Source organism: Dielma fastidiosa (assembly GCF_000313565.1).
GTDB classification, from domain to species: domain Bacteria; phylum Bacillota_I; class Bacilli_A; order Erysipelotrichales; family Erysipelotrichaceae; genus Dielma; species Dielma fastidiosa.
The window spans coordinates 79,168-86,465 of the sequence record NZ_HE578928.1 but is presented as its reverse complement, the minus strand read 5'-3'; the positions used below and the strand labels follow the sequence as shown (position 1 = coordinate 86,465).

General features: G+C 40.4%; 6 protein-coding genes. All 6 read right to left on the bottom strand.

The window, feature by feature from the left end; genetic code table 11:
- The coding region (locus DAHG_RS22225; protein WP_114365327.1) for a hypothetical protein at positions 1-53 on the bottom strand (53 nt) is incomplete at its 3' end.
- Positions 54-327: 274 nt separating this feature from the next.
- A complete protein-coding gene (locus DAHG_RS12285) occupies positions 328-1,242 on the bottom strand; it encodes a conjugal transfer protein (protein WP_002345006.1) in 915 nt (304 codons plus the stop codon).
- Between the two features lie 14 nt (positions 1,243-1,256).
- Positions 1,257-2,258: a bifunctional lytic transglycosylase/C40 family peptidase gene (locus DAHG_RS12280; RefSeq protein ID WP_020224359.1), complete on the bottom strand. Its 1,002-nt coding sequence runs from the start codon at positions 2,256-2,258 to the stop codon at positions 1,257-1,259.
- Complete coding sequence (locus DAHG_RS12275; RefSeq protein WP_002345008.1) at positions 2,255-4,438, bottom strand: CD3337/EF1877 family mobilome membrane protein; 2,184 nt, start codon at positions 4,436-4,438, stop codon at positions 2,255-2,257. The genes DAHG_RS12280 and DAHG_RS12275 overlap by 4 nt, the downstream gene beginning before the upstream one ends.
- A gap of 2 nt (positions 4,439-4,440) precedes the next feature.
- Complete coding sequence (gene tcpF, locus DAHG_RS12270) at positions 4,441-6,888, bottom strand: conjugal transfer ATPase TcpF (RefSeq protein ID WP_000331148.1); 2,448 nt, start codon at positions 6,886-6,888, stop codon at positions 4,441-4,443.
- Positions 6,872-7,264: a conjugal transfer protein gene (locus DAHG_RS12265; RefSeq protein ID WP_002345009.1), complete on the bottom strand. Its 393-nt coding sequence runs from the start codon at positions 7,262-7,264 to the stop codon at positions 6,872-6,874. The genes tcpF and DAHG_RS12265 overlap by 17 nt, the downstream gene beginning before the upstream one ends.
- Between the last annotated feature and the right edge of the window lie 34 nt (positions 7,265-7,298).

Genomic DNA, 7,298 nt, shown 5'->3' with positions numbered 1-7,298 from the left:
TAAATACTCTTATCACTGGGATTTTTATGCATAACCATAGGCATACAAAGCATACAGATATTCTCCGGATACTTTAGAATCACATGATAAAGGTATTCTTAAACTGGGTACAAAAAACTAAGCCCTCCTAAAAAAGGACATCCAATTATTTGTTCCCACTATCAAATTGACAGTTTATTTAAGAATACCTTGCCGCATATTTATTAACTCCTTTTAAATAGATACTTAAATAATAGCACGTAAGAGCATATTTGTCAAGGAATCTCCAATTTTTTATCAAAGAGAGTACGTGATTACAAAATAGCTGTAATAATGTACCAATATTTGTTATTCTATAATCTTCCAATTACTCCCGTTCTTTTCAAGTACCAAATCAAATTGAGATACCTGCGTTGCTTTGGTCTGCTGGTCGATATACTCCACTGTCAGCGATACCGTGACTTGATTATCCTTACGATTGTAAATAGGATTTACCAGTTCTTGAAAGATGTACTCTTTTCCGATTGGTTTTAATATCCCGTCATTCACATAGTAGGAAAGTTCACTGGCTGTCGCTGTAGGATAGAGCTTGAAGAACGTCGTTAAAAACTCATTGATTTCATTGGTTGTAATGGAATCAACCGTACCCTCACTTTCAATAGCTTTTGGTTTATAGTCTGATTTCTTTGGTATGCTAGTAATGGTCGGATTCTTAATGAGGACCATATTTCCAGTACTGTCTACATAGACACTCACTATATAAGCAGAGTGGACGGTCTTTGTATTTTCCCCCTCTGTAATGAGTTGGTCTACACTGTAGGTTACATCAAATTGATTGTCGCCATCTGCTTCTACCGTCCATATCTGAAATCCTTTTACAGAAGACGATACAGGAATATCTTTACGAACTGTATCGACATTCAGAGCTTGAAGTTCCTCTGTCAGATATGCTTTCAGGTTTTCTATGCGATTATCAATGGACTTGTCGTTTAGTTCCCATGAATAGTAGACTTTCGCAAAGTTCTCTACAAAATTTTCCACATGATGAGTATCGACATATTCCTTTTCTATGATGGTGGTTTCATGAATGGTATGGGTATCAATGGCTGTAAAGTGCTTGAATATCGCAAAGCTGAAACTAAGTCCTAAAAGTACCCATAGGACAATCACAACCTTTTTACGAGGATTGACCTTATAGACACGAGGTTTCTTTTCCTTTGGTGTCTGTTTTTCTGTATTCTGATTTTTTCCGAATTTCATCATTGAATCGTCCTTTCTTATTGTTTGATTCGTCCTGCTCCCACTAAATGCTGTTGCCAGTAAGAGCTTGTTAAGTCGGCATAACCGATAGGGTCGCCTGCATGAAACATACGGTTATCGCCTAAATAAATCCCGATATGAGTAATATAAGAGCCAGCGTTATAGGTAGAATGAAAGAAAACCAAATCGCCGGCTTTTGCTTCCAATAATGGGATATGCCGGGTTACATCATATTGCTGTTGTGCTGTTCGTGGTAAGTTGATTCCAGCTTTTCCATACGTCCATTGTGTCAGTCCGCTACAATCAAAAGAGGTAGTCGGGGAAGCTCCGCCATAGACATACTTCCAGCCTTCAAATTTCAGAGCTTCGTCCATGATGGCTTGTACTGTATCATCATTAAACTCTGTTGTGACAAGATACTGCGTTACCAGTTGCACATAAAACATATTCCCGTAATTGTATCGCCAGCCCCCATTGATAGGTATGGCTATGGGATTGGGGTAAGACACTTTTTCGTCACCCGAATACTCTTTTGAGAAACTTTGAGCCAGTTCAAAGGTATATTTATTCCCACGATTAGCCACATATCCTAAGAAACCACCACCATAATTGTAGGACTGGATAACCGATTCTAAATCTACACCAAGCCTTTCGCTACTGGCTAATAACTCACTGAAATACTTCACACCTTGCTTAATGGATTCTTCTGTACTCAATGAATTAGGTGGAAGACCGAGGGATTCCGAGGACTGCATAACATCTTCTGCTGTACCACCCGATTCCACCTGTATAATCGCAAGAAGTATATTGACGTATTCTTCAATTCCATATTCTTTGGCAACTTTTTCTACCATAGGCTTATGAGCCAGCACTTCTGCGGAAACATCCACACCGCCATAGTGAATGTTGGAAAAACCGCCATCTTGTTCATCTGAAAATAAAATGGCGACAAACAGAAGCAGTGAGAAGACCATCAAGAATAATCCCGAACCACCAATCACTAAAGTTTTCAGCTTCATGGTTTCTTACTGCCTTTCTTAATGGTGGCGGTTTTGATTGGTGGTCTACTTTTTGTATTTTGTAGTGGTACTCTTTGAACAGTAGACTGACGTTCTTTTGTGATTGAACGTTGTGAAGCTCTATCTGTTGGTGCAGTTGAAGTTACTGGCTTTTGAACCGTTCTTTCTTGAACTGTATTACTTTGACGTTCCGTTTTTAAACTTGAAGAATCGGACTTAACTGTTGGACGCTCTTGTTTGGCTTGTTGAGATTCCCTATAGGAAGCCTGTACAGTTGTTTGCCTTGAAGTCTGTCCATCATGAGATTGTTCTTGCTTAGTGGCTGGTCTTTCATGAACGGAAGAAGCTGGCTGTTTTTTCTGTTTGACCTGTTCCATTTCAGAGCGACGCTCCGCAATGGTTTTCCGTCTTTGTTCCTGCTGTTTCTTGCGTCCACTGGCTTTATCCGCTTTGGTTTGAGAAATACTTCTGGTTAAATCATGGACATTATCCGTCACTTTAGATTTTCCTTGATATACTGCATATCTTGCATTGGTCGGCAAATCCTTAACCTGTTCTTTCAAATTACCAGCAGTATCTACCATTCTGTCTTTGGTATCAGCTACTGTACCGATGGTTTGACCGATACGCTTTCCTAGTGTTGATTTTTCCTGCCCGTTTGGTCGAGAGTGATCTGCTTGTGTACTCGCAGAACTTCCCGAACCCGACTGTCCTTTTTTACCCGTAGCACTGGCAATGGCAGACCCAGCCCCTAAAGCAGTCACGGAGCGTCCAAGTTTCCGCTGTAGACGGTGCATGTGAGCGTGCATAAGCATACGAGGTTTTCTCATCATACGACTTCCCACACTTTGAGAATCGTTACTCTGTAGAGAAAACATACTCATTAAATCGCCCAGCTTAAAGTAGATTCCTGCAAAGGTCACAATCTGTAGAAAAGCAATCAAAAAGAACGGATAACCAGCCGATAAGGTATAGAGCATGGTTGAAATACTAAATGCTGTCGTAATAATCAATGTGATTCCAGCTCGTGTCAAAATGGTATTAAAGAGCTTTGTTATGGCTCGTTTTGACATACCATCAAATGATGGAATCATGCTTAAAATAAAGCTCACAGGCAGAAACATAGCATAGATGATAAAAAGTACCTGCGAGAAAATCATGATTCCTGTTAATAGGAATACAAATATGGAAATCCCAATATTGAAGACAAATAGGAAGAAGACTGTACCTAAACGGTTAATCGTCTTTGTAATCGTCATATTGGTATTGCTTCTATCTTCAATTTCTTCCGCAACAATTTTTTCTCTGTCTTCCCCATTGTTGGAATCTGGACTGGTTGAGAGCAGGCTTTCCACACGGTCAATACCAATACTTTCAATGTCTGAACTGTTATATTGAAGCAGTAGCCACGGTTGCTGAACCTGTATGGAAAATAGGCTGTCACGTATCAAGTCCACACTGTCCTTGCCTTGACTATCTGAATGGGGCATGACAATTTTTGTACCCAGTGACAAACTAGCGTTGCTGATGTCTGATGAAAAGTCATTGATTTTCTTAATATAATCGGGAGCATAGGCAATAAAGGAAGCCGATAGGATAAAAACCAGCACAAAATTCATGAGGGCATGAATTGCCTTTGTGGTTTCTCTCTTTATCAGTCCTGTATAGGCAACATAAACCCCAAGAACCAAAATCAAGAGTAAAAGGAATCCAACATAGAAACCCTCTGTTGATAGTCCACTAGGCGTAACCCCTGCAAGGGTCTGCATATTCTTGCCAATGGAATCTGCTGTAGCGGAAATGAAGTCTAAGGAATAGGCTTCCTGTACTAAGTAACCCGTCGCATTGGAAACATAAAGACTGATTGTCCAAATAAAATTGGTAATGGCATATAGTCCATACATGACTTGTTTTCCAATTCCGTCCGACCAGTTCCACGGTAGCCAGCCCCAGCTATTATCCACATAAAAATCCAGTTGATAGTTTTCAAGTGGGTATCGGCTGTATTCATTTGCCACATTGACCGTATCATCTACCAAGCCCGCAGCTTGAACCACCGTTCCCAGCATGGCTAAAAGAAAAATGGCAATCACAAGTGTGAAAGCCACTGTCATTGCCACTTTACCTAGACGTTTCAGCGTCCAGTTTGATTTTATTCTGTTTAATATTGATGGTTTCACATTTACACCTCTTTTCGCACAGGTGGTCTGGTATCAAAGGCATGGAGCAGTTCTTCAAATACAGGGTGGAACTGTATCACACCGACACGACCATATAAATCACTGATAAGGCATTGCCCGTTTTCCAAATCACGCAATCGCTTCTGATTGTTTTCGTCCTCTGGGTCTACACCAAAAAAGGCAAGGGTTTTTTTAATCTCGTTAAGGTCAGTGGAACGAAAGGCAAATTTTAAGCCGAGGTTATTTTTCAGTTTTTCATCTAAGAGGTCATCTGTATTTTGGGTCACGAAATATACCCCAGCGTTCATAGCACGACCAGCACGAACCAGCTTCATAGATAGTGTTTTCCCTTGTGCCACCTGTAAGAAGCTCCATGCTTCGTCTAAGTCTACAATCTTGAAAATACTTCGGTCTGTATGGATAAAGTCCAACGCAAAGGTACTAATGACAATCAGCATTGCTACCGATAGTAACTCCATTGTGGTATATTCCTCAAAGGAAGTTTCCTTGTCAGGAAGTACCAAGTCGGCAACCTGTATAATGTTCAGTTGTTTTTCAAGGCTGATAGACTGCTCTACATAACCATCACTAAAAAGCAGATGGGCAAAGTCATAGTCTGTAAAACTTTCGATATGGTCGGCTATGCTGGTACTTAGTGGCGTATTCTCAACCCGTAATTCTTCAATCACTTTCATCAACCCTCGCACTTCACTATTGGTTACTGCACGAATGGCTTTTCTAAGGATTGGGAAGCGTTCCCCATCACGAGAGGAAATCCCCGTAAGGAATGTCAAAATATCAATAGCCAGTGATTCAGAATCTTTGGTATTTTTCATAATTACATAAGGGTCAAGTAAGCCTTTGTTTTTCTCATCAGAAGTCAGATTGACGATATTGATTTCATGGGAAATCTCTGGCAAGGTTTCTTTCCATCTGCCACGTTCTGCTTTTGGGTCTACAATCACTGCTTGTGCCCCATAAAGCACTGCATAATAGACGATAAGGTTATTCGCAAAGGATTTACCACCACCCAGCGAACCGACAAAGGCAGACGCTAACGCATTGGTTACTGAACCCTTAACCCCTTGACTGGCAAGAGCAGGTTTCAGATAGACATTGCGTCCAGTATCTAAGCTGTAGCCAACATAAATCCCCTCATTTTCACCCAGCATTTGAGTAGCACCAAAACCTAAACCAGCGAGGAAATCAGAGGTCACGTATTGAATATAGTCATTCATATATCTTTTGCTGGCAGGTAAAAATTCTTCATGTAAGCCCAGCATATCCCCAAAAGGTCGTACCAGTTTCACGCTCAAATCATCATAGAAATCTTTCACTTCATTACAACGACGTTTAAGTTCGTCAAGGTCATTTGCTGATACCCTTACAACATAGGACAGCTTATACATAGATTCCTTGCTTTGGTCTAAATTGGTTTCCAGCTCGTTCACACTTTCCAGAGCTTCCGCCACATTAGAGCTGGTTTCATTATCACTTTGCCATGCGTGGTTATCCAAGTCTTTCAGTTCTTTCTTTTTATTGCGGACAGTAGATAGGGCTTTACGATTCGCTACAATTTCCACATTCATTGACGTATCAATCGGAAAGGTAAATTGCTGTTGCTGGTAGTAGAAGATTTCAGAGGACGGGAAGTCCAGTTCGCCGACAATACTGTTGATGGTAAAGTAAGCTACATAGGCGGTTTCGTCTTCCTGCTGGATTTTCAAATATCGCTGTTTTTCTTCCACCAGACAGCGAGTAGGCTTAATGAGGTCATAGGTTTTAATCAGTGTTTCATGTTCCAGCTTTTTCTTTGATAGAGGATACTCATACTCTTCATAGGCAGTGCCTGTCTGTCCGTAAAGGTGTTCAATCAGATAGCCGAAGTCGTCCTTATCTAATCTTCGGATTTTGAAACGACGGGAGATTTTATTTTCTAAAAGCTTTTCCATCTTCTGAAAACGCAGGATTTCATCATTACTCATACTAACAAAATCGCCCATCAGCTTATGGTTCACATCATAGACAAAATCAGTAAAAGCATTTTTTGCTTCAACGGTAAGACTTTTCATAGAAAACTCCTGATCGTTGAGAAGCAACTTAAAACCGATAAAGAAACGGTAGTCCACTTGATTTTCGCCAATCATGGATATTAAAGCGTCTGTCTGTTGGTCGATTTTGTCATAGGCAACCGTTTTGAGCTTTCCAGTGACTTCATTTTTGGAACGTTCTTGTGCAGAAAGTATGCTGGATTCTGTACTGATTTGTAAAGCATGAATCTTGCCATCACGATTTTGTGCGATAAGCTGTCTGAAAGAATCATGTACTTGTATTTTCTGTTCCGGACTTAGAAATGAGTAATTGTAGGGAACAAGCTCATAGTAAGCGTAACATTCCCCATCTTTATTCCAGACCAGATTGTTTTCAATATATTTAATTGGATATGCCATAAAATTCACTCCTAACTGCTGTAATGGCTTCTTGTGGCTGGTTTCTGCCAAGCGTTACTTTTTTTCCTGCATAGGTCAGCTTTCGTCGCAGTGCATAAGCAATGACAGACTTCAAAAATCCATAAGGCTTTTTACCATCAAAGGTTTTTGTAGACATAAACCATGTGAAAGCCACAGGAATCCCAAAGTATTTGAGAAATGCTCCCTCTATCATAGAAAGAGGGGGCAAGTTGCCAAGTATCATAACTGCAAAGAGTGACACGACAAACCATGTCATTTGCGTAAAGGTTATGGGAAACGGAAGTCTAAAGTCATTGATGGAGTACAACACTTTCTCAACAGACCAGATACTGGTATAGCTTCGTATTTTCTTCATGTAATCAATCCTTTCATAAAAATGGGGATAGTCT

Excerpts from the sequence above, each read along its gene's own strand:
- DAHG_RS12285 (WP_002345006.1), bottom strand. The coding sequence starts at position 1,242 with ATGATGAAATTCGGAAAAAATCAGAATACAGAAAAACAGACACCAAAG.
- DAHG_RS12280 (WP_020224359.1), bottom strand. The coding sequence starts at position 2,258 with ATGAAGCTGAAAACTTTAGTGATTGGTGGTTCGGGATTATTCTTGATG.
- tcpF (WP_000331148.1), bottom strand. The coding sequence starts at position 6,888 with ATGGCATATCCAATTAAATATATTGAAAACAATCTGGTCTGGAATAAA.
- DAHG_RS12265 (WP_002345009.1), bottom strand. The coding sequence starts at position 7,264 with ATGAAGAAAATACGAAGCTATACCAGTATCTGGTCTGTTGAGAAAGTG.